Origin of the sequence: Paenibacillus barcinonensis (assembly GCF_003217495.1) — a bacterium.
GTDB classification, from domain to species: domain Bacteria; phylum Bacillota; class Bacilli; order Paenibacillales; family Paenibacillaceae; genus Paenibacillus; species Paenibacillus barcinonensis.
In genome coordinates this window covers 1-20,210 of the sequence record NZ_QJSW01000009.1, presented here as the reverse complement: position 1 = coordinate 20,210, position 20,210 = coordinate 1, and the positions used below count along the sequence as shown (strand labels likewise).

Below are 20,210 nucleotides of genomic sequence, written 5' to 3'. Positions count from 1 at the left end.
GATAAATTTCCGATTCCATCCGATATAAATTTTATCACAGGTATCCGCGGAATAGTTTGACAATGTTCGTACATTTGTTGGAAAACAGACAGGTTCCTTCCAAAGTTATTCAGGTTTTGCATCTATACAGGCGGATAATATACACTAGATATGGGTATCACCTAGATAGAGAAGTATGATGCTGGAACACGATACACCTCATAAAGGAGACGTTTATGGATACCTCTACACATTTTGTCATGGGCATTGGCCTGGCTGGGCTCGCCTACATTGATCCTGTCGTTGCAGCCGATCCGATGCTTGCTGCAGCGGTCATGGTTGGCACCATTGCCGGCTCCCAGGCCCCGGATATTGATACTGCTCTGCGCTTCAAAAGCAATTCGCTCTACATTCGGAATCATCGGGGGATGTCCCACTCACTGCCATTTCTAATGCTCTGGGTGCTTATGATTACAGGTGTAATCGGATTAATCTTTTCGGGAATTCCACTTGCACACGTCGTGCTCTGGACTGCTGTCGCTGTAGGCGTGCATGTATTTACTGACTTGTTTAATACGTACGGAACCCAGGCCGCGCGCCCTTTTACTGAACGCTGGATTGCCTGGAACGTTATTCATATTTTTGACCCGTTTCTGTTCACCACTCATGTTATTGCTATTCTGCTATGGGCCTTTGATCTGGTACAGCCTGCTCCACTCTTCACCGCGCTGTATATTCTGATCGGAGTATATTATATCTGGCGTACGATCGCTCGTGTATTGGTGGTCCGAAAGGTGAAACAGATGGATAACAGCCCGGAGATTGCCAAGTACATCGTCATTCCCACCATCTCCTGGAGCCGCTGGCATGTTGTAAAAACGAACAAGGACGGTAGTTATGAGCTTGGCAAAATAGATGGAAACGAGCTAACCTGGAGCCTGCATGCCACCTCATCCACGCATGCCGCCGTAGCTGCTTCACGTAAACTACCGGAGGTAAGTGCATTTCTCTATTTCACCTCCTACGCGGTGGCAGAGGTTGAGGAGCTTCCCGCAGGGTACAAGGTCCGCTGGGCAGATGTTCGGTATCGACACCGAAAACAGTATCCTTTTGTCGCGGTTGTGGTCATGGATCGCAATTTTGAAACCATTGATACGTATGTAGGCTGGCTAAGTGATGAAAAGATGGATAAAAAACTTTTATCCGCTCGCCCTTGACGCAGGCATTGATTGCGGGGCACAATCAGGTATAGGAACGATTGCGCGGCAAAAGCCCGGGGCGTTATCCGCTCCGGGCTTTTGATGCATTGGTATATAAGTTATTTGCCAGACAGAGACTGCTCAGCGATTTGTACCAGACGTTTCGTGATGTAACCACCCAAAGATCCAGTTTCACGGGAAGTGTAGTTACCATAGTATCCGTCTTGAGGAATGGTTACACCCAGTTCCTGTGCAGCCTCCATTTTCAATTGTTGCAGTGCTGCTGTCGCTTGAGGTACCACCAAGTTGTTAGAAGAGCGAGATCCTTGAGCCATATTTAAAATCTCCTTTCAATCTGTGTCTGTAATGTATTGCAAGCTTGCAAGATTATTATGGCTCGCACGCTTCAGGTTATACGAAAATTCATTAAATTTGTACATGGAGGTTTTTCCCAATGAGCAAAGGCTTATCCTTATGGTTTGCATTTTCTTCAATCCTTTTGTTAACGGTTACAGCCATCACGATTTCTTACAACGGCTGGCTTGCCACGTTACTGTTTATTCTCTCTATGGCTAATATCGTTTGGGGATTTATCATTCGTGCCAAAAAAGAACGTCAGGAAGCCCGCTCGGCTTCTGAACCAACTTCTTAACCGTTCCCGGCTAGGTAACGATTATTACATGCCCAAAAAAAGAGGAGGCGGATTATACATCCGTCTCCTCTTTTTCTTAACAGCATAAACGATTTATAGGCTTGAACATCGACACCCCTTCACCTTGCTCAGGCTGGAGTTTAACTCCGTTCGATTACAGCTTGCGTCTAGGAACAAAGCCCATACGCTCTTTCACCGCATCCAGCGTTTTCGCAGCAGCCTCTTCCGCACGACGCGCCGATGTCTCTAACACTTCCACAAGTTCGCCAGACTCGCGAATTTCGTTGTATCTGGCCTGAAGCGGTTCAATGACAGATACCACAACCTCCGCCAGCTCCTTTTTAAACGGACCATACATTTTGCCTTCGTAACGCTCTGCAACCTCATTTAATGTCATACCTGCACATTCCGCATAGATACTCATTAGATTGCTGACTTCCGGCTTATTGGCAGGATCGTAGACCACTTCACGCCCTGAATCCGTTGTGGCACGGCTAATTTTTTTGCGAATAACATCCGGCGGGTCTAACAGAGCGATATAACTGCCAGCGTTAGGATTACTTTTGCTCATTTTCGAGGATGCATCATCCAGTGACATCACACGGGCACCCACCTGTGGAATGTAAGGCTCAGGAATCGTGAAATACTCCCCATAACGATGGTTAAAGCGGCCTGCCAGATCACGAGTCAATTCGAGATGCTGCTTCTGATCCTCGCCAACAGGCACCAGATCGGCATTATACAGCAAAATATCTGCAGCCATCAAAGACGGGTACACAAACAAACCTGCACCCACCGAATCTTTACCAGAGGATTTGTCCTTAAACTGTGTCATACGTTCCAGCTCACCCATCGAAGTGAGCGTAGTCATCAACCAGCCCAGCTCCGCGTGCTGTGGCACATGGGATTGCAGAAATACATTTGATTTGGAGGCATCAATACCTGCAGCCAGGAACAACGCAGCAACAGCCTCGGATTGCTCCCGAAGCGCTGCCGGCTCCTGTGGCACGGTAATGGCATGCATATCCACAACCATAAAATGACACTTGTAATCATGCTGTAATTTCACAAAATTTTTAATTGCGCCGATGTAATTCCCCAATGTCAGCTTGCCGCTTGGCTGAATTCCTGATAACACTGTTTTCATCATCAAAAACCTCCCTGATTTTAAAATTAAACGAATGATCCCTTCCCCTTAGACCGAGGCCACCATAATTCAAATTGTGAACGCAAAAAGGCCCCACATCCGCAAGGGACGTGAGACCGTGGTGCCACCCTTATTCGCTTGTTCTCCCGATATTCTGACAAAGCAGCCTACCAAAAGAAAAGCCTTCATTGTTCCGTAACGTGGAATATACGGCATACCCTACTGGGACGACCTACACTAGCAGTGTCCGTTCAGCTATACACTCAAGGGTCCATTCAACAAAGAGTTCACGCCAGTTCGCATCCACCACTGGCTTTCTGAAGAGAATATTCCTTGCCTACTTGTCCCTGTCATCGCTTTGACATCATTCAGTTCATAAATAACGTTCAGAATTCCATCTTAATGCGCGGAAGCCAGAATGTCAAAATGGGGATGCGTTTTTTTTCCCGATCGTTTAAAATCTGTTATGATGGTAGTGCCCATCCTGTCAGGTCTTGAGAAGCAGCTTGCAGGATGTCACACGACAAACTGGCATGAACACAACAATGACACGCCTGCAGCAGTGAGGCAACACATACTGATGCAGACAGATTTCAAGTGGGAAAAGGAGCATCGATATGAAACAAGTGACCAAAGGTCAATGGAATGGTTACGACACGTATATCCTACATAGCCGTGAATTGGAAATCACCCTGCTGCCACGTCTAGGAAATAATATCATTTCGATTCGCGATCTGGTGAATAACCGGGATATTGTTCGCCGTCCGGACGAAAATGATCTGGCCTTCTATTTGCAGAAGCCATATCATTTCGGGGTTCCGCTGCTCATACCACCTGGACGCATCCACCGGGGACAATTCGAATATGAAGGTGTACGTTATCAGTTCGATCAGAATACGGAGCACGGCAACCATATTCATGGTCTCCATCGCAGCCAGGCCTGGTGTGTCAGTGATATTGAGGAAGAGGAAGATGGATGCACCATCACAACGGAATTATTGACCGAAAATGAAGAGCACTGGATGAAGCAATTCCCCATCCCGTTGAAGCTTGAAATGACGTTCAGCCTGCAAAATGCGGTGCTGACCCAACGACTTCGTGTCACTAACCTGAGCACAACACCTGCTCCATTTGGAATGGGATATCATACATGGTTTTTGCTTGACGGACAGCCTGCCGACTGGACGCTGCAGCTGCCGGTTTCCGGGTTATACGCCCAAAATCAAGAACAGCTACCGACAGGTAAAATTGAAGCTTTACATGATGAATGGTCTTCTATTGGCGAAGGGATCAGCATGCAGGGCCGGAACTGGGATACACTGCTTCGCGCTGCGGAAGGTCAGCCCGCCGTTGCCTATTTGCGGAGAAAGGATGGATATACACTGAAATATTCAGTGGATGAAGCTTTTTTCAAACATTGGGTGCTGTATACCAAGGGTGAGTCGGATCAATTTTTGTGCATTGAACCCTACACTTGGCTGCCGGATGCACCGAACCTGCCCATGACCGATGATGTAACAGGATTGATCCGGCTTGAGCCAGAACAGCCAGTGGAGTTGATCTCACAAATTGAGGTTGTTTCAACGAACAGCTAGACCATGCTGAATGAAATATGATGCATTTGTCCGCTCATATTTTCATATCGGAATACCCCTGTACAAAAGCAGCCGATCCGCAATGGATCGGCTGTTTATGTTGACATGAACTCATTTGATTATCCATATATTCCCTTACGCCATATCATGTATATTTCCGCTTTCTCGATCCATACTAACATCACCAACCCATAAGGAGGTGAGACATATGTACGGAAGCCAAAACCAAGGTAGCGGAAGCCGCTCTAACAACCTGGTTGTTCCTCAAGCGAATGCAGCACTGCAACAATTGAAAATGGAAGCTGCACAAGAGCTGGGTGTAACAATCCCACAAGATGGTTACTACGGTAACTACACTTCCCGTGAGACAGGTTCTCTGGGTGGTTATATCACAAAACGTCTGGTACAAATCGCTGAGCAGCAATTATCGGGTCGTTCGTAAGCTCGAAATTATTGCTTCTGCCCTGAGTGGTGCTTGAACGGAAAGGCGGCCTTCTTCGGAAGTGCCGCTTTATTTTTGCTTAGGATGATTCCCTATTCGAATCCAGATATGTATTCGTTCTAGGATAGCGAATCATCAGGTTCGCCATATTATAATTCGACTCCATCGTTGCATCTACCATAATCATGCCCTGTCTAACCGTAAAGTCATAGCTTATTTCCCCATGAGTCCAATTGCGCTTGAACTTCAGCGTTTCCAGTGCCATGGCTCGGAAAGAAGCCCGTTGGGCGGAATTGAGGCCACCTTCCTCCATCTCCATCTGCCCATCACGTCCAGTTATCGGATTATGTCGAACACCAAATTTTCCGATAACATTATTTCGTATTTGCACAAAAACTTCCCCTGAATCGAGTCCTGACAACTCCTGATCAAGCTCTTTAAACACCAAATCTAACTGTCTTGCTAATGAAAGCTGTTCCATTTTCATGATAACACTCCTCCTAATATGCTTTTAGTCCTATACAATAAGGACTTACGACTCATTATATGACAACATATACGAACTCTCAACAAAATAAAACATTTTTGGGTAATTATTACTATATTTTGCGCAATTTATTGCCATTTGCATTCCTTAAAATGAGCTTTTTCCTTGATTTACGACAAAATAATTAACAAGCAGGAAAGGATTGTTCACAGCCAAAAAAGGCCGCAATTCATGTCTCTTCGACATTGAATTACGGCCCATCCTTTACTATGCTATGAAGGCTGTTATGTTATTTTACGTTCTCCGTCATCTGCAAAAACTGCTCTATATCTGCCGCGACCAGATCAGCAGCAGCCTGCCAAAAATCAGCCTGGGTCAGATCAGCACCAAGATGTTTCTGAGCCAGCTGCTCTACTGTCATCCGGCCTGTATCACGAAGCAGGTCATCATACTTATCGGCAAAAGCGGTGCCTTCCTGTTGAGCCCGGGCATAGATTCCCGCACTAAACATATATCCGAATGTATAAGGGAAATTATAGAAGGGAACACCTGTCAAATAAAAATGCAGCTTGGATGCCCAGAAATGCGGATGAGCGGAAGCCAGAATGCCACAGAAGGCCTCTTCCTGGGCCTCCACCATTAATCTGCTCAGCTCTTCGGCACTTACCAAGCCTTTCTTACGCTGCTCATAGAAACGATTTTCAAACAGGAACCGAGCATGGATATTCATAAAGAAGGCAACACTGCGTTGTATTTTATCCTCCAGCAACGCCAGCTTCTCCTGCTCATCACGCGCAGTTTGCACCAAGGCATCGGCGACAATCATCTCGGCAAATGTGGAAGCCGTCTCAGCCACATTCATCGCATAGCGCTGATTCAGAGCAGGCAGCTCTTCCATGATGTGCTGATGATAACCATGGCCAAGCTCATGAGCCAGCGTAGATACATTCGACGCGGTACCAGAGAAAGTCATGAAGATACGAGTCGCTTTACTCAGCGGCAATGATGTACAAAAGCCTCCCGGACGTTTACCCGGACGATCCTCAGCCTCAATCCAGCGTTTCTCAAACGCCATCTTCGCAAAGCTGGATAGCTTCGGACTAAATCTCGCAAACTGCTCAACAATCGTCAACGCTGCCTCGTCATAGGTTACTTTCCCCACAGACTTCCCTACCGGAGCATCTACGTCGCTCCAGCTGAGCTTGTCAACACCGAGCAGTTTGGCTTTTCGTTCCAGATACTTCACAAGCACAGGCTTGGTGCCATTAATCACGTTCCACATCGCATCCAGCGTCTGTCGTGACATCCGATTAATCGCCAGCGGCTCCTTCAAAATATCCTGCCAGCCACGCTTCTCGTAAAGCTTCAGGCGGAACCCGGCAAGATGATTCAGTGTATCTGCACAGAAATCTTCAACCTCGGTCCAGGCCTGCTCCCATGAGCTGAAGACCCGCTCACGAACGTCACGCTCACTATCACTTAACTTGTTGGCCGCTTGTCCGGCAGACAGCATAACCGTCTCTCCATCCTGCTCAAACGGAATATTCACTTTGCTTACGATGGTATTATAAAACTTTCCCCAGCCATGATAACCATCCACCCCAAGCTCAAGGGCCAGCCCCTCCAGCTCAGGCGACATTTTGTCCCTGGCCTGGGTTCTGCTTTCGTTTAATACAAAGGATAACGGCTGCATATCTGCTTGCGCGAGCCATTGATTCCATACATCATCCGGCGTCTCGCTAAACGTACTGTCCAGCATCGACTTGCTGCTATTCAGCATGGCCGCAATGGAGCTGACAGTGCCCTGAAGCTGGGCCGCTTTTTTATCCTGCTGGTTTTGCGCTGACAGACAGGAGACGAAGGCAGACCCCTCCGATATCCGCACATAACAGCTTTGCAGCAAGCTCAGAACAGGTTCAAAAGCAGCGGCGTCTTCCAGCGTGGCAGGAGCAGACATCTGCTGGACGGTTTGCTGCAATGTTCGTACATCTTTGTCCAGATCGTTAAGATATGCGGCGAATGCTTCGGAAGAAGAACCTCCACTAAAGATGGACTCCAGATCCCACACAGGGTGTAATGGCATTTTCATCTAATTAAGGCACCTCTTTCTGTAGATTCGATGTAACACTTTGAATTAAAAACTGGTTTTATACGCAACGTATCTCTATACTAGAGAAATAATGTAGCCATTTTTTTCAGGAGGTCAATGTATGAAACCTTTACAAGTATCGGCTGAAACTGCCGTCAAACTAGCAGCATCTCTCGGCGTGCCTCTGGAGCATCTGATGCATATGCCTCAACATATTCTCATGCAGAAGATTGCAGAACTGGCAAAGGAAGAAGCTGCCAAGCCTGCGGACAAAGAAGGCAACGCTGAATGATTCCATTCGAGAACAGCTGGCCATATGATATCATTATGGGGGATATTTATGTACAGCAGTGCCCCTTCTGTGATGCAAGTAATGTACTTTTACCCCTTAAACCTAAGGAACTCATCCGCATCCATGAAGGAAAAAAGAAATTACTTGTTTTCCCTTGCTGCAACAGCAACATAACGGTGGTTGATACCGATAACGATTATCTGTTGGCCAGTCGGCCTATCCGCTAATTAGATATGAGATCAGATTAAAGGGGGCTGCGTTTTGCAGCCTCTTTGTCACCTGCAAGCATTTCTTCAGGCAGCTCCATCTTGCCGGATATCATCTGTTCTCGTAGCAATGCCCACTGTTCCCTCGAAGCCCGGATCATGGCTGCATCCGTAATGCGCTTGTCATGAATAACTCGTCCAAACCATTGAACCGCCTCATGAAATCGTCCAACTCTGCGATTCAATTCCCCTAGCAAATACAATAGCTTGGCCTCATTGCCGCCTGTACCCTCACGTTCAAACACCTTGACGTAAGCCTCCAGGCTGAATTCAAGAAAACGATGCTCCTGTGTATGATCCTCCATGTACCTGTATAACCAGGCGATATGATGCAGTAGACCAGCAACCACGCGATCCTTCTCCTGGATTACTTGTGCACACAACAAGCCAAGTTTGTATGTAGCGAGTGCCTGTTCCAGATTTCTTGCACCACTATAATCCCGCTTCACCCAGCGGTTGCCTATCTGCTCCATAAACGCCTTGCGCTGCATATCATTCAAATTCCCCGTTGAATTTTCTGTTGAAGCGAATCCACATGAAGGGCAGATCCGCACGACATAAAAATCGGGATTCTCCTGTTTGTAATACGCACAAAAATCAGAATCTGTTCGGTAAGGCCGTTTTAAGCTAGGTCTTACCCGTGAGGTTTCAAATTCGGTCTCGCAATAATGACACGTCACCTTCACCTTATACAGCGGCTCTAATTCCACTTGTTCCATCCCTCTCCCGTAAGGCTTGTTGTATATTGGAACTATGGCGTGTTCACAAAATGGTGTGCCGGTCCTGATAAACGCTGCAAAATAAACGTATGCAAGGGCTCCTCTACACCGATTTGTGTTAACGCTTGATTCATGCATGCAAGCCATGCTTCCGCTCGTTCTACCGTTACTTCGAAATGCATATGACGCGCACGCATCATCGGATGTCCATAGGCCTCGGAGAACAACGCCGGTCCTCCAAAAAATTGAGACAGGAACATGTATTGCTTGTCTATTACCGGCTGAATATCTTCCGGAAAAAGAGGTGCGAGCTGTTCATTCTGCAACACAATCGGATAGAAGGCCTCAACCAATGCACGAACACCTGGAGCACCTCCAAGATTATCATAAATACTTAAACTGGGATTCATGGTTCTCCCCCTTCCTGCTGTCGAATTTTGCAATATAATACACGTCACATGAACATGGTGAACATTAGGTCAACAAACCTGGCCCTTAAAGCCAGCATCTCCATTCTATCAAAAAAAGACAAAAAAAGCGCCACCCCTAAGGCTGGCGCACCACATATTCCATTAATAACTTCGCCAATCTTCCTCTTCGGTACGTACCAATGAGGCACGTATAACATACACAAATGCACAGACCAGGACTCCGGCGACAAGACTCATGATCATCACTCCATCCATATTGATTCCACCTTATTGACCATTAGGTGACGTTCAGGCGTTTTACCTATTTTAGCATACATCATTTAAAAACACAGCCACTTTTGCAAACGCTTTCCAAATAATATTTTGTACTGTTTGTCCGATTTTTTTCATATATTGATGGCAAAAGCCCGTGATCGGCTGCAGATCATTCATTTCAACCATAAAGGAGAAAAATTCATGACTGCTCCTCAGCGCGTCATACCCTTGCTGATTACACTGGCTCTCCTGGTTTTTTGTAGCCTGATGGCGCTGTATCCCGCAGAGACCTGGCATGCAAGCGTCAGAGGCTTATCCATCTGGTGGGATGTGCTGTTTCCCTCCCTGTTCCCCTTTCTTGTATTGTCCGAGCTGCTGCTCGGCTTTGGCATCGTGCATTTTCTCGGTACACTGCTTAATCCACTCATGCGGCCACTGTTTCGTGTTCCGGGAAGCGGGGGCTTTGTATTTGCAGTAAGCTGTGCTTCAGGTTATCCGACGGGAGCCAAGCTGACCGCGCAGCTATGGGAGCAGAAGCTGGTTACACGAGAGGAGGGCGAGCGTCTGGTCGCCTTCACCACCTCATCTGATCCGATCTTTATGATCGGAGCGGTATCGGTCGGTTTTTTTCACAATACTTCCATTGCTCCGATTCTTGTGGCCTCTCATTATGCTGCTGCTATTTTTGTCGGAGTGCTCATGCGTTTTCATGGTCGCTCCAGTCCCGCTTCTTCCGCGGCACCTGTGGCACAAGGAGGCCATCGCGGCCGCTTCATGCGCGCCATATACGCGATGCACAATGCAAGACAAGCAGATGGCAGAGCTTTTGGTGAGTTGTTGCGACAGGCTGTTGCCTCTTCCCTTCGTCTTATTATTATCGTAGGCGGGCTTGTTGTATTCTTTTCCGTCATTATGGAATTATTGGTTCAGACCGGATGGCTTGGGGTTTTATATTCTCTTACAGAACAGGGGCTGCAGCTCGCCGGTTTGCCGCCTTCACTTTCTCATAGTCTGGTCGGAGGTTTGTTCGAAGTCACTCTAGGCGCCAAGGAAGCTGGTGCTACAGCCTCCTCGATTCCTCTGGTCTTTAAAGTCGCTGCCGCTTCCTTTGTGCTCTCCTGGGGCGGGCTGTCCGTACATGCGCAAATTATGAGCGTGTTAAGCAGCACCCCGATGCGATATGCACCGTTCTTGCTGGCAAGAGCGCTTCATGCAGCCATAGCCCCACTGCTTGTTGTCCTGTTATGGCCGCTTCTGATGGGCAGTACAGCTTCACCTGCTTTTCTCGATCATGCATTAATGCCTCTGACCACAGCTTATTCGTCAGATTGGAAGCTGATCGGCTTAACAGGAATCCGTGTGTTCAGCTCTATACTTGTTCTGATGTTATGTCTGGCCTGGATTGGCTCACAGCTAATGCTCAAGCGCGGTAAAAAATAGGGTTTTGTGCAAATAGTTTGGCCGGAAGTTCAATCGAACGTTGTGTTCTGGCGTGGAATTGATTATCATCGGTAGTATAATGACCACAAAGGAGCTTTCATCTTGAGATACTATGTTCAAGACCGCGGAGACCAGTTATCAATTGATCTCAGTCAGCAGTTTCATGCGCTGGCGAAGGAAGAAGGGTTCAAGCTGGATGCAGAATCGCCGGAGATTGTCATCTCCATCGGAGGCGATGGCACGATGTTGCAAGCTTTTCACAATTTCATCGACCGCATTCCGGACATTGCTTTTGTTGGGGTTCATACAGGCCATCTCGGCTTCTATGCCGACTGGAAGAAGGAAGAATTAAGGGAATTGATTCGGTTAATGAGCGGTAAAGGTGATCCTGACCTCCTTAAACCACGCATTGTGCAATACCCTTTATTGGAGCTGGAGATTCGTAAAAAGTCAGGAAATGCATCTTACATCGCACTGAATGAATTTACGTTAAAAGGCGTAGACGGTACAGTCGTCGCTCAGGTGGATATCAACGATGTAACCTTTGAGATGTTTCGAGGCGACGGCATCTGTGTATCCACACCTTCAGGCAGTACCGCCTATAACAAGGCGCTTGGTGGCGCCATGGTGCACCCGACCATTGAAGCGATCCAGATTGCAGAGATTGCCTCAATCAACAACCGTGTGTATCGAACATTAGGTTCACCTGTCATTTTGCCGAAGCATCACCATTGCGACATTTTCTCACGTAAGGATCAGCGTCTGTTGCTAACGATTGATCATGTCAACGTGATGGTGGAGGATCTGATCTCAGTACGTTGCCAAGTGTCGCAGCAAAAGGTCAGCTTCGCCCGGTTTCGCCCGTATCCGTTCTGGAATCGGGTGCGGACAGCTTTCCTGGATTAATACATCGAGTTCATGCTTCGCTAAGATCAGCATCGGATATGTACTTAAAAAGCATCAAAAAAAGCGGTCCTTCTCAGGAACCGCTTTTTGCTTTGGCTTGAGGCTGCTCTTTGCACTTCTGAAGCACAAAATATGCACAACCAAAGTTACAGTATTCGTTAATGTAATCCACCAGATACGAGATGGTAGAATCTTTCGTTGCTTTAGGATGATTGTCACGATAAAAACCTTTAAGTCTCAGTTGGCTATATCCCCAGTCGCCAATAATATAATCATACCGCTCCAGCACTTCGCTGTACCGGTCACGAAACACTTCAGGATTCCAGCCCTCTTTGTGGTTCTGAACAATTTCATAATTTTTGCTGCCGACCTGTACAATAACAGGCGCTTTAGGTTTCTCCTGAACGGTTTCCTGCACAGTCTCTTGCACTTGATGCTGGTCCTGCTGCTGTTCTTCCCTGTTTTTATCCTGTTCCAATCGAGACTCCTCCATCATGCGTGAGTTGCCGCCTGTTCCGCATGCTGATTCGCTGATTTCACCTGTTCATGCGCATGATAAGAACTGCGAACCATCGGACCGGATTCGACGTGACTGAAACCACGCTTCAACCCTTCCTGTTTCAGTGCTGCAAATTCTTCAGGCGGGTAATACTTTTCAACAAATAGATGTTTCTCCGATGGCTGCAAGTACTGTCCAATGGTCATAATATCACAGTTCACCGCACGAAGATCATCCATCGTTGCCAAAATTTCGTTATATTCCTCACCAACACCCAGCATAATGCTTGATTTCGTCGGAATGTTAGGCTGCATCTCTTTGGCACGAGCAAGCAATTCAAGTGAGCGTTTATACTTCGCTTTGGCACGTACTTTATCAGACAATCGCTCAACCGTTTCAATATTATGGTTCAAAATATCCGGCTTGGCATCCATAACAATCTGTAGCGAATCTTGATCTCCCATGAAATCCGGAATCAGCACCTCCACACTGCACAGCGGCAAACGTCTGCGCACAGCCTTAACCGTCTCTGCAAAGATCGTTGCTCCTCCGTCCTTCAAGTCATCCCGCGCCACACTGGTAATAACACAATGCTGAAGGTTCATCTGCTCCGCTGCTTCAGCCACACGTTCTGGCTCTTGCAAGTCGAGCTCTGTAGGTAAACCTGTATTCACCGCACAGAATCGGCATGCTCTTGTACAAATATCGCCCAAAATCATAAACGTGGCAGTTCGATTCGCCCAGCATTCATAAATATTCGGACACCGTGCTTCCTCACATACGGTATGCAATGTTTTGGAACGCATCATTGATTTTATTTCCTGATAGTTGTCTCCGGTTGTCAATTTAATCCGAATCCAGTCCGGTTTCGGCTCTTTCACACGTTTAGCCAATGCATAAACCTTCTTTCTACCTGAAGTTAGGCTGTTGCTCGGAACATATTATACCATGAAAGGCTTGGAAAAACCCCAATTTGTCACATCTTGTGCTTTCAAGCTGACATGGATAAAATCAGGGCTTTTGAAGAACGCTAGGGTATAGCTTGATTTATCGGGCACATGTGCATCATTTTAACGGAAAGGGGCTGCTTCCCTGTGCCACAGCACTGGATATTGCATAACACCTATGGCTTTTGCATGAAAACAATACTCGCAGGCGCACTGCTTCTCCCATTCCTGCCTGCTGATGTTTACGGTGAATCTGTCCATTCAGAGGCTCTGCCCGCACAGGCATCCGAGCCGAAACCTGCTGACATCTTCGCTGCAAGGCGTCATCTGTATGAAAGTATTGGGCAGATGACCCAGATTCCATGGTACAGATTAGCCGCTATTGATCAATATGAGCGTACCATTACACGCGCACATCCGAAGGATCGCAAGCATCCTGAGCGGTTAACCGGCATTTTCATGACTGCTCCAGCATGGAGAGGATGGCTGAACCCGGATGAAGCGGACCGACATCCGAGCTCGATTCTTTTTTTCAACGGCAACGGGCGGGATGGATCTGGAGACGGGGTAGCGGACCCCAACAATGATCTGGATGTGTTATACAGCATGGCCTCGATCGTACAACAGTACGGCAACAAGCAGGAGGATTTCGCCATTGGTTTGTGGGAATATTACCATAATTCCAGAGCAGTTCAACGAATACAGCAATTTGCGAAGATGTATGAGCATTTTGACAAGCTTGATTTATTCGGACACGCCTTTCCCGTTCCTCTGGGCACCAACTATTCGTATCGCAGCACCTGGGGAACAAAGCGTAGCTGGGGCGGATACCGTATACATGAAGGAACAGATATCTTTGCCCCACATGGTCTGCCTGTGCGCAGCACCTGTTACGGTATGGTGGAAATTAAAGGCTGGAACCCGTTTGGAGGATGGCGCATAGGCATTCGCGATCTAAATAATCATTATCACTATTATGCTCACCTGTCCGGCTTCGATAAAGCGGTTAAAATCGGTGATATCGTTACTCCCGGTCAGGTCGTGGGCTGGGTAGGCAGCTCTGGCTATGGCAAGCCGGGAACGCAAGGCAAATTCCCTCCGCATCTGCATTATGGCATTTACCGGGATAGCGGCCTGCATGAATGGTCCTTCGATCCCTACCCGTTGCTCAAACACTGGGAGCAGGATGAACGCCGTCACAAAAATAAAAAAAGCAAATAGATTTCTCCGAACGCAACGATACGCCAACAGATTTCTCTGTACACAATCAGATTTCCAGGTACGAAAACCGGATGCAAAAAGGGCCTTCGCATGATGCGCGAGGCCTTCTTTGCATTATTGGCTCTTTTTGCTCTTATGCTCTTTTGTTTTATTTGCTTATCGACGTTCACTTATGGATGCCCGCTCTGACCAGAGGAATTGCCGTTCAGATCAGGCGGGTCCAGTTCAAGCTCCAGCCCGTTCGACTGCGTATCGCTGCCTGGGACTTGCTGCGGGGCCTGAGGCTGAACCTGAAGTGGTAGAGATGTTCCACCGGCGCTGTTCCCACCATTTGAACCTGTACCATTCTCCGTTCCCGTATGACCACTGCCACCGCTGGATACCCCTGATTGACCTGACGGGAGCGCGATTGCCGGAGCGTTGCTGCCGTTACTACCAACCGGCTTGCCCTGATTATCATAATAATACATCGGCACGTCACCAACCACGAGCAGATATGAAATAGGTATTTCTGTATCAACTGTCTCTGGTTCCATGTCAAAAGGTACCACCACAGCAACTTCAGCAATGATGTGAATATATACCTCCACCAGAATCATGTTAATGCCAGCATTTTGCTGGCGAGTATTCAGATCCACCTTCACTGCACCCTGTGGTTCAATTCGAACGGGAATACTCGGGCCAAATGAAGCCAGCATGGGACTGCCCAAAGCCTGACCTAACGGAATCTTTTCCTTTAACATATGCACATTCTGAAGCGTAGACTGGACCACATTCATCGTGCTTGCAGTTATTCGCATATGCTCGTTGTAGTTCAGCATGAACCCCGATACTTTACCCTCGTTATTCGTCTTCCAGTCAATCAGCCCTTCTGTTGTCTTGCCTTCAGCGACCTGAGCTGTAATCGCTTTGTTAATGGCCTCTGTTGCAATCTGCTTCACCCGAATTTTAGCGAGGTGCATAATGGGAGGTTTCATTTTTTTGTCCACATATGCAAATCCCTGCATCAGGCATAACGCTGCTACGAGCAAAACAATGAACCACATCTTGCGCCTGCCGCTGGGCGGCTTCGGCCGCCTTCTTCGGCTTCGCCATCTCTTTCGCATCATCGAAGCGTCCCTCCCCTGCGGGATAAGCCATAGGCTTATATGTAATGCTTATGCAGCGTTGTCCTGAAAAAGAAGGACAGCGTCCTGCGATGGTTCCGCTTGGCGTTGCTGAAGGTGCTGTACAAGGTAACCGAACACAGCGAGGTTACCTTAGGTTGCACAATGCAGCTTGCCAAGCGTGTGGGGCTTATCCTGATTGTGTAATCCACAGGATGTACGAATCAGGATTAGGCAACACAAAAAAACCTTCCGCCCGCAGCAGATCCCATCTGCACAGGCGAAAGGTTTACTTTTTACAATAGCTGAACTTGGAATGAATTAGTTCTTCTCCACCGCATGTCCACCGAATTCGTTACGCAGAGCCGCAACGACTTTACCTGTGAACGTATCGGTTTCGAGGGAACGATAACGCATCAGCAGGGACAGGGCAATAACCGGTGTCGCCGTTTGCAGGTCAAACGCCGTTTCTACCGTCCAACGGCCTTCGCCGGAGGAGTGCATTACCCCTTTGATTTCGTCCAGGTTAGCATCCTTGGAGAAGGCACGCTCTGTCAATTCCATCAGCCAGGAACGGATTACGGAACCGTTGTTCCATACACGGGCTACCTGTTCAAAGTCGAAGTCAAAGCCGCTTTTCTCCAGTACGTCGAAGCCTTCACCGATGGAGGCCATCATGCCATACTCGATACCGTTGTGCACCATTTTGAGGAAGTGACCGCTGCCCGCTTTACCCGCATACAGATAACCGTTCTCCACGGCAGTATCTTTGAATGCTGGTTCAACAATCGCCCAAGCTTCAGGGTCCCCACCAATCATATAACATGCACCGTTGCGCGCACCTTCCATACCGCCGGATGTACCTGCATCCATGTAGTGAATGCCTTGTGGCTTCAGCTCTTCATAACGACGGATGGACTCTTTGTAGTGAGAGTTTCCTGCTTCGATGATGACATCACCTTTGGACAGCAGCGGGCTAATTTCAGCAAGCACTGCATCCACAACGTTGTGAGGAACCATGATCCACAGCACACGCGGGGATTCCAGAAATTCAACCATTTCTTTGTATGAGGACACGCCTTGGGCGCCATATTCTTTCATTTCTTTAACCGCTTCTGTATTCAGGTCAAAGGCAACCACTTCATGTTTGTGATCAATAAGGTTTCTGCCCAGGTTCAAGCCCATTTTTCCAAGTCCGATAAGTCCGAGTTTCATAATAAAATCCTCCTGTTATGCAAATATTTAGTGTTAAGTGTATTGTTAAAAACCAGTTCATAACCATCTAGCAAAATAATCCGTTCCGGTTACGAATCGTTCCTTCGAGCGCTGTTATCCCCGAATTTTTTGATGCTCTTATTTCGAGGGGAAAGTTCGGTGATAAAGGCGCACGCTTCGCTTCTTCGGAATCGCTTTCGTCCCCTACACTTCTCCTTGCTACCATGCGAAAACATTTTTAACAAACACCATCTATATAGAAAATGTTTGCGGCCTTTCGGCTTCGAAAGTCGAAAGGGCTTATGCAAAATTGAAACGGTATAATGTTTAGTAAAAAAAGATGCTTATTGTATAACTTGTCGCTTGTAATAAGCTCGGCTTACCACCAGCGGAAGCCATTCTCCGCAGTCAGGCGGTCAGCGGACTCTGGTCCACCTGATCCTGCATTGTATGTGTCAAGGGGGATTGCACCCGCTGCAAAAGCTTCCTGAATCGGTTGTACCCACTGCCAGGCCAGTTCCACTTCATTCCAGTGTGCAAAGAACGTTGCGTCACCACGCATTGCATCAAAGATCAGGTTCTCATACGCTTCTGGAACGTTGCGCTCTCCTGATTTAAAGGTCATATGCATCGGCTCCACCTCACCCTGGTTGAGCGGATTCTTCGCATTTAATTGAAGAGACATGCTCTCGCCCGGACCAATCTCAAGTGTCAACAGGTTCGGAGCCATTGTATTTTCGGACTCATGGCCTGTTTTGAGCGGCGACTTAAATTCGATGACGATACGAGTTGATTTCTCAGCCATGCGTTTGCCTGTACGAATGTAGAATGGAACCTCACTCCAGAACGGGTCATCCAGCCACAATCTTGCAGCCACATATGTCTCATTCTGCGATCCTGCGGGAATGCCTGGCTCGTCCAGATAACCAACTACGGAGGAGCCTTGAAGCTCTCCTGCACCATACTGAGCGCGAACAACTTCAGAGGCTACATTCTCTTTGGTTAGTGGCCGCAGCGCTTCAGCAATTTTTTTCTTTTTATATTGAATTTCCTGTGGTGTACAGCGTTTAGGCAGATGAAGGGCAATCATCATCAGCAGTTGAAGCATATGGTTCTGGAACATGTCGCGAAGCGCACCGCTTTGGTCATAATATGCTGCACGTTCCTCAACACCTACAGTTTCACTCGCTGTAATCTGCACATTGGCAATGTAGCGGTTAGACCATAGAGCCTGAATCACCGGATTGGCATACGTCAATGTTTCAATATTTTGCACCATCGGTTTGCCAAGGAAATGGTCGATACGATAAATCTCTTCTTCCGCAAACGTATTGCTCAGCTTCTCATTCAGTTCACGAGCAGATTGCAGGTCATGTCCAAACGGCTTCTCGATGATAAGCTTTTTCCAGCCCTTCGTATTACCCAAGCCACTCTCCTGGATGTTTAATGCGATGGGCTCAAAAAACTCAGGTGCAACCGACATGTAGAACATGCGATTTGCAGGAATATCAAGCTCTTGCTCCCGTTGCTCTACCAATTGAAGGAGTCGTGTATAATCTTCAAGTTTCGTGTTGTTAAGTGAGCAATAACGAAAAGCACCAATGAAATCACGTATTTGTGAAGCTTCCTCTGGCTTCTGACGGGAGAATTCATGCAGAGACTTTTCCACATTGGCCTGAAAGTCTGCATCCGACAGCTCGCGACGTCCCAAACCAATCACGGAGAATGCCTTAGGCATTTTTTGATCTACGTACAGATTGTATAATGCAGGGTAAATTTTGCGTTTGGCTAAATCGCCTGTTGCCCCGAACAGGACAAATGTCATTGCGTCCATTGGAGTGCCTCCTATGATCTGTGCAGTATAGTATATGATGTTGCAAAATGTTCAAATCCAAGCATGACAAAAGACGGAATAAGTGGGCACACCGCCCGCCTTGCCTCCGTTTATCCACATGACCTGAATCCAACCATGGGAACATTCCTTCTCTCCACAACCTGAATCACCTTCGACTTAGGTTATAAATTGTAACCACTAATAATTAACGTTACCCATATTACACCTGTCGTCACAATTCGTCAACATTCTTGTCTAAGATGTGAACTCCAGTTGTACCAAGGGTTACAGACATTTTTATTGAATGTTAACGCTTTATGTGGTAAGTTTAATAACAATTGGAATGTGATATTTTATACATATAACGTGTAGACAATGAGGTTACAATAAGTATACTAATGATATTACAAGCCATACTAAATTAAAGGAGTAACTGTTATGAACGATGATAAGAATGCCAAGCAATTATGCGAAAAGGTGGAACTCTCTTATCAGATCATTGGTCGGAAATGGGTAGCCCTGATTATCCATGCGTTGATGGAGGAGCCCAAACGCTTCAGTGAAATTCATGCTTATATTCCTGATTTGAGCAAACGTGTATTAAATGAACGTATGAAGGAATTAGAGGAAGAAGGGCTCGTCGTACGACATGTCATTACAGAGCGTCCCGTTCGAACGGAATATATGCTATCCCGCAAAGGAACCGAGCTAGGAAGAGCTTTAAGCGCGGTGGAGCGTTGGGCGGAGAAGTGGTTGTAGAGAAGCATAAAAATCCCAAATGTTCGTTCCATGTCAAGACATGATCATGAACATGGGATTTTTTTCAGATGCTTTTACATGCTGCACTCTAATTGAAAAAACCTTTATTTAATAACTACCATCTGCATCTTTTATTCTCTGGATTGCCTCTAACATTTCCTGCTTCTGTTTCAGAAGCTGCTGCGTACGTGTGTCTAACTGATAGAAGAATACCTCTACTTTAATCCGTAATTTTGTTGCTGACTGCCCCTTCCAAGCATTTAACTTTTCGTACAGCTTTCGAGCTTCACGTTCATTCTCCTTCAGTTCACTAAGGATAAGATCCAATTCACGTTCGGCTTGCAATAATTGATCCAAATCCATCGTTATGTTGTTGCTCATTCTCATGTTTCCTTTCTTTAGTCTTCTATAATTTTTCTAAAACCTATCAGCTGCTTCTTATGTAAAGTTCATACGCAATCCATTTAGCCTTAGTCGAATCGCCATCAGCAGACTGATCCCCTGAATTTCTACTTCTATCCCCCATCCGCCTTCACAAACAGATCGGCTTTATTCTGAATGTAATCCACAAGATCCGAGGTATGCTCCAGATGCCATTCATCCAGCTGCTTAATGCTCATCTGCAGATCCCATATGATCGGCACTAGACGCTTGCTATGACTGCTTTCCGTATATTCGAAAAAGTTACGTTGGATCCGTTCAAACGTTCGACTCATGTCTTGCGCCTGCT

The 20,210-nt window shown here is 47.0% G+C and carries 23 protein-coding genes, 1 pseudogene and 1 other annotated feature; of the genes and pseudogenes, 10 read left to right on the top strand and 14 right to left on the bottom strand.

Going from position 1 to position 20,210, the window contains the following annotated elements; all coding sequences use genetic code 11:
• Positions 1 to 215 precede the first annotated feature (215 nt).
• Complete coding sequence (locus DFQ00_RS15165) at positions 216 to 1,196, top strand: metal-dependent hydrolase (RefSeq protein ID WP_110897331.1); 981 nt, start codon at positions 216 to 218, stop codon at positions 1,194 to 1,196.
• A 101-nt stretch (positions 1,197 to 1,297) separates the two neighbouring features.
• On the opposite strand, the gene DFQ00_RS15160 is transcribed toward DFQ00_RS15165, so the two are convergent.
• Positions 1,298 to 1,513: an alpha/beta-type small acid-soluble spore protein gene (locus DFQ00_RS15160; protein WP_090919614.1), complete on the bottom strand. Its 216-nt coding sequence runs from the start codon at positions 1,511 to 1,513 to the stop codon at positions 1,298 to 1,300.
• Positions 1,514 to 1,632: 119 nt separating this feature from the next.
• Between DFQ00_RS15160 and DFQ00_RS15155 the strand changes: the two genes are divergently transcribed.
• Positions 1,633 to 1,830: a hypothetical protein gene (locus DFQ00_RS15155; protein ID WP_110897330.1), complete on the top strand. Its 198-nt coding sequence runs from the start codon at positions 1,633 to 1,635 to the stop codon at positions 1,828 to 1,830.
• A 154-nt stretch (positions 1,831 to 1,984) separates the two neighbouring features.
• On the opposite strand, the gene trpS is transcribed toward DFQ00_RS15155, so the two are convergent.
• Positions 1,985 to 2,977, bottom strand: coding sequence for a tryptophan--tRNA ligase (gene trpS, locus DFQ00_RS15150; RefSeq protein WP_110897469.1), 993 nt, complete (start codon positions 2,975 to 2,977; stop codon positions 1,985 to 1,987).
• 101 nt (positions 2,978 to 3,078) lie between these two features.
• Positions 3,079 to 3,340: a binding site (T-box leader), on the bottom strand.
• 254 nt (positions 3,341 to 3,594) lie between these two features.
• Here trpS and DFQ00_RS15145 point away from each other — a divergent pair.
• Both DFQ00_RS15145 and DFQ00_RS15140 read left to right on the top strand, forming a co-directional pair.
• Positions 3,595 to 4,572 carry an aldose 1-epimerase gene (locus DFQ00_RS15145; protein WP_110897329.1) on the top strand — a complete coding sequence of 326 codons (978 nt, stop codon included), beginning with the start codon at positions 3,595 to 3,597 and terminating at the stop codon, positions 4,570 to 4,572.
• A gap of 208 nt (positions 4,573 to 4,780) precedes the next feature.
• Complete coding sequence (locus DFQ00_RS15140; protein WP_076211017.1) at positions 4,781 to 5,014, top strand: alpha/beta-type small acid-soluble spore protein; 234 nt, start codon at positions 4,781 to 4,783, stop codon at positions 5,012 to 5,014.
• A 79-nt stretch (positions 5,015 to 5,093) separates the two neighbouring features.
• On the opposite strand, the gene DFQ00_RS15135 is transcribed toward DFQ00_RS15140, so the two are convergent.
• Positions 5,094 to 5,501, bottom strand: a complete 408-nt coding sequence (locus DFQ00_RS15135) for an O-methyltransferase (RefSeq protein ID WP_174812162.1) — start codon at positions 5,499 to 5,501, stop codon at positions 5,094 to 5,096.
• 289 nt (positions 5,502 to 5,790) lie between these two features.
• Positions 5,791 to 7,590, bottom strand: coding sequence for a M3 family oligoendopeptidase (locus DFQ00_RS15130; protein ID WP_110897327.1), 1,800 nt, complete (start codon positions 7,588 to 7,590; stop codon positions 5,791 to 5,793).
• A gap of 121 nt (positions 7,591 to 7,711) precedes the next feature.
• Here DFQ00_RS15130 and DFQ00_RS15125 point away from each other — a divergent pair, with 121 nt between their 5' ends.
• The gene (locus tag DFQ00_RS15125) at positions 7,712 to 7,882 is read left to right on the top strand and encodes a YycC family protein (RefSeq protein ID WP_110897326.1); all 171 of its coding nucleotides are present in this window, start codon (positions 7,712 to 7,714) and stop codon (positions 7,880 to 7,882) included.
• Entirely contained in the window at positions 7,879 to 8,109 is a 231-nt protein-coding gene (locus DFQ00_RS15120; RefSeq protein WP_110897325.1) for a hypothetical protein, read from the top strand. The genes DFQ00_RS15125 and DFQ00_RS15120 overlap by 4 nt, the downstream gene beginning before the upstream one ends.
• Before the next feature lie 17 nt (positions 8,110 to 8,126).
• Here the strand turns inward: DFQ00_RS15120 and DFQ00_RS15115 are convergent, their stop codons facing one another.
• The 3 genes from DFQ00_RS15115 to DFQ00_RS30165 form a co-directional block, all read right to left on the bottom strand.
• A complete protein-coding gene (locus DFQ00_RS15115) occupies positions 8,127 to 8,858 on the bottom strand; it encodes a DUF2225 domain-containing protein (RefSeq protein ID WP_110897468.1) in 732 nt (243 codons plus the stop codon).
• Positions 8,859 to 8,899: 41 nt separating this feature from the next.
• A complete protein-coding gene (locus tag DFQ00_RS15110) occupies positions 8,900 to 9,277 on the bottom strand; it encodes a globin domain-containing protein (protein WP_110897324.1) in 378 nt (125 codons plus the stop codon).
• Between the two features lie 327 nt (positions 9,278 to 9,604).
• On the bottom strand, positions 9,605 to 9,739 hold the full coding sequence (locus tag DFQ00_RS30165) for a hypothetical protein (protein ID WP_279630415.1): 135 nt from the start codon (positions 9,737 to 9,739) through the stop codon (positions 9,605 to 9,607).
• Between the two features lie 15 nt (positions 9,740 to 9,754).
• Between DFQ00_RS30165 and ylbJ the strand changes: the two genes are divergently transcribed.
• A complete protein-coding gene (ylbJ, locus tag DFQ00_RS15105; protein WP_110897323.1) occupies positions 9,755 to 10,993 on the top strand; it encodes a sporulation integral membrane protein YlbJ in 1,239 nt (412 codons plus the stop codon).
• A gap of 102 nt (positions 10,994 to 11,095) precedes the next feature.
• Positions 11,096 to 11,899 carry an NAD kinase gene (locus DFQ00_RS15100; protein ID WP_110897322.1) on the top strand — a complete coding sequence of 268 codons (804 nt, stop codon included), beginning with the start codon at positions 11,096 to 11,098 and terminating at the stop codon, positions 11,897 to 11,899.
• Between the two features lie 73 nt (positions 11,900 to 11,972).
• On the opposite strand, the gene DFQ00_RS15095 is transcribed toward DFQ00_RS15100, so the two are convergent.
• A complete protein-coding gene (locus tag DFQ00_RS15095) occupies positions 11,973 to 12,377 on the bottom strand; it encodes a YutD family protein (protein WP_244213856.1) in 405 nt (134 codons plus the stop codon).
• Positions 12,378 to 12,391: 14 nt separating this feature from the next.
• A complete protein-coding gene (gene lipA / locus DFQ00_RS15090; RefSeq protein WP_110897321.1) occupies positions 12,392 to 13,291 on the bottom strand; it encodes a lipoyl synthase in 900 nt (299 codons plus the stop codon).
• A 243-nt stretch (positions 13,292 to 13,534) separates the two neighbouring features.
• On the opposite strand from lipA, the gene DFQ00_RS15085 reads away from it, so the two are divergent.
• Positions 13,535 to 14,566: a M23 family metallopeptidase gene (locus DFQ00_RS15085; protein WP_110897466.1), complete on the top strand. Its 1,032-nt coding sequence runs from the start codon at positions 13,535 to 13,537 to the stop codon at positions 14,564 to 14,566.
• 170 nt (positions 14,567 to 14,736) lie between these two features.
• Here the strand turns inward: DFQ00_RS15085 and yunB are convergent, their stop codons facing one another.
• The 3 genes from yunB to zwf form a co-directional block, all read right to left on the bottom strand.
• Positions 14,737 to 15,675, bottom strand: coding sequence for a sporulation protein YunB (gene yunB / locus DFQ00_RS15080; protein WP_110897320.1), 939 nt, complete (start codon positions 15,673 to 15,675; stop codon positions 14,737 to 14,739).
• Between the two features lie 318 nt (positions 15,676 to 15,993).
• Positions 15,994 to 16,887 (bottom strand): phosphogluconate dehydrogenase (NAD(+)-dependent, decarboxylating), encoded by an 894-nt coding sequence (gene gnd, locus DFQ00_RS15075; protein WP_110897319.1) that lies wholly within the window; start codon positions 16,885 to 16,887, stop codon positions 15,994 to 15,996.
• A gap of 379 nt (positions 16,888 to 17,266) precedes the next feature.
• The gene (gene zwf, locus DFQ00_RS15070; protein ID WP_110897318.1) at positions 17,267 to 18,721 is read right to left on the bottom strand and encodes a glucose-6-phosphate dehydrogenase; all 1,455 of its coding nucleotides are present in this window, start codon (positions 18,719 to 18,721) and stop codon (positions 17,267 to 17,269) included.
• A 438-nt stretch (positions 18,722 to 19,159) separates the two neighbouring features.
• Here zwf and DFQ00_RS15065 point away from each other — a divergent pair, with 438 nt between their 5' ends.
• Complete coding sequence (locus DFQ00_RS15065; protein WP_110897317.1) at positions 19,160 to 19,480, top strand: winged helix-turn-helix transcriptional regulator; 321 nt, start codon at positions 19,160 to 19,162, stop codon at positions 19,478 to 19,480.
• A 108-nt stretch (positions 19,481 to 19,588) separates the two neighbouring features.
• On the opposite strand, the gene DFQ00_RS15060 is transcribed toward DFQ00_RS15065, so the two are convergent.
• Complete coding sequence (locus tag DFQ00_RS15060) at positions 19,589 to 19,861, bottom strand: hypothetical protein (protein WP_110897316.1); 273 nt, start codon at positions 19,859 to 19,861, stop codon at positions 19,589 to 19,591.
• 134 nt (positions 19,862 to 19,995) lie between these two features.
• Positions 19,996 to 20,210 (bottom strand): annotated as a pseudogene (locus DFQ00_RS15055) (lipase family protein); the annotation flags it as partial.